Raw genomic sequence first — 238 nt, forward strand, 5'->3', positions numbered from 1 at the left:
GACGTGCGACGGGTTCTTCTTCCGTGACCAGCACGTCGTGGTCGTCGGTGGTGGGGACTCCGCGGTCGAGGAGGCCACGTTCCTGACGCGTTTCGCGTCCAAGGTGACCATGGTCCACCGCCGCGGTGAGCTGCGTGCGTCGAAGATCATGGCGGACCGGGCCAAGGCCGATCCCAAGATCGAGTTCGCCTGGAACAGCGAGGTCGTGGGCATCCACGGGGAGAACAAGGTCGAGTCC

At 65.5% G+C, this 238-nt stretch carries 1 protein-coding gene; it reads left to right on the top strand.

Features of this window, described 5'->3' with window-relative positions; translation table 11 throughout:
- The coding region (locus IE95_RS0118440) for an NAD(P)/FAD-dependent oxidoreductase (protein ID WP_030153766.1) at positions 1-238 on the top strand (238 nt) is incomplete at both ends.

Origin of the sequence: Oerskovia turbata (assembly GCF_000718325.1) — a bacterium.
GTDB classification, from domain to species: domain Bacteria; phylum Actinomycetota; class Actinomycetes; order Actinomycetales; family Cellulomonadaceae; genus Oerskovia; species Oerskovia turbata.